Annotated in this window: 1 protein-coding gene; it reads left to right on the forward strand. The window is 43.5% G+C overall.

Annotation, left to right across the window (positions count from 1 at the left end):
- Positions 1-94 precede the first annotated feature (94 nt).
- Positions 95-1,261: an LptF/LptG family permease gene (locus tag IQ270_RS30030; RefSeq protein ID WP_193976746.1), complete on the forward strand. Its 1,167-nt coding sequence runs from the start codon at positions 95-97 to the stop codon at positions 1,259-1,261.
- Positions 1,262-1,781: the final 520 nt, after the last annotated feature.

Below are 1,781 nucleotides of genomic sequence, written 5' to 3' on the forward strand. Positions count from 1 at the left end.
GCCCAGATATCTATAAACCCGCCCTCCCACCATAAAAACACAATACAGAAATTTAAATTTTAGATTGAGGAGCAAACTGCGAGAACGCGCAACGATGAAAATAGCAATATCCAAATCTTTCAATCCCCTCAACTGGCTGCCAAGAATCTCAGTAATGGACTGGTACATTACCAAAGAACTTATCGGCCCGTTTTTGTTTGGAGTCGGACTCTTTACATCCGTCGCCGTCACAGTTGGAGCCTTATTTGAATTAGTCCGCAGAGTAACAGAATCCGGCCTCCCCTACGGCGCAGCCCTAGAAATTTTTCTGCTGCAAATTCCCTACTTCGTAGTATTGGCCTTCCCAATGTCAATGCTCCTAGCAACCTTAATGGCCTACAGCCGATTGTCCAGCGACAGCGAACTCATCGCCCTCCGCAGTTGCGGAGTCAGTGTTTACCGACTGGTAATGCCCGCAGTAATTATGAGTTTAATTGTTGCCGGCTTAACCTTTGCCTTGCAAGAATTAGTAGTACCCGCCGCCAGCTACAGAGCTACTTTAACTTTAGACAGAGCTCTGAAGCGAGAAAAACCCACATTTCAAGATCGAAATATTATCTACACAGAATTTCGCAAACCAGAAAAAGGCGGAGAAGAAATCCTATCCCGCTTTTTTTATGCAGAACAATTTGACGGCAAGCAAATGAAAGGTTTAACAATTATCGATCGCTCCACCCCAGGCCTCAATCAAATCGTTTCTTCAGAATCAGCTACCTGGAATCCCTCAGAAAATACCTGGGATTTTTTCAACGGAACCGCTTATATAGTCGCTCCTGACGGCTCTTACCGCAACATAGTTAGGTTTCAACACCAGCAGTTGCAACTTCCCCGCACGCCCTTAGATTTAGCTGCTAGAGTGCGAGATTTCAAGGAAATGAATATTGCTCAAGCTTTAGAGCGTTTGGAAATCCTTAAAAACAGCGGCGATGCACCGCAAATTCGCAAACTCAAGGTACGAATTCAAGAAAAATATGCTTTTCCTTTCGTGTGCTTGGTATTTGGTTTAGTGGGAGCAGCTTTGGGAACTCAACCGCGGCGATCGGGCAGAGGAACAAGTTTTGGGATTAGCGTAGTTGTGATTTTTACTTACTATGTATTTTCTTTCATCACCAGTTCTATGGGCGTGAAAGCTGTTTTGACTCCGATTCTCTCGGCTTGGCTGCCGATCGCCTTTGGCTCTGGAATCGGAGGATTGTTGTTGGTGCGGGCTGCTTCTCGGTAATTTATCTCAAATTCGGCATTGTTGACTGTTGACTGTTAACCGTTAACTGTTATTAGTTAACCGTTAACTAATAACTAATAACTAATAACTAATAGACCTCTTGCAAAAATAATTAGGACGGGCTCTCCGGCCCATCCCACAAGAGTTATCTTTTCTTGTGGGATGGGCGGGAGAGCCCGTCCGATCAATTGATGAAAAGGATTTTTGCAAGAGGTCTAATAACTAATAACTAATAACTAATAACTAATAACTAATAACTAATAACTAATAACTAATAACTAATAACTAATAACTAATAACTACTGCTTTCCTGTCAACTAACAACTGCCAACTGACTAATAACTTTAAGGATTAGCAAAAGTATTGATTTCGCCGCCACCAATGTAGCGTCCCGGAGTCAGCGAGCGAGGTGTAGAAAAAGGTTGCGGTTGAATTTGCTGCGCGTTCTGATTGGTATTTTGAGGAACAGCTCCAAAGTTAGGCTGGCCCGACAAGTTAACCTGACTCGGTTGCGCTTGTT

The organism is Microcoleus sp. LEGE 07076 (genome assembly GCF_015207455.1).
In the GTDB taxonomy this organism is placed as follows: Bacteria; Cyanobacteriota; Cyanobacteriia; order Cyanobacteriales; family Microcoleaceae; genus Microcoleus.

Coding starts and splice junctions, on each gene's coding strand:
- IQ270_RS30030 (WP_193976746.1), top strand. CDS start 95: ATGAAAATAGCAATATCCAAATCTTTCAATCCCCTCAACTGGCTGCCA.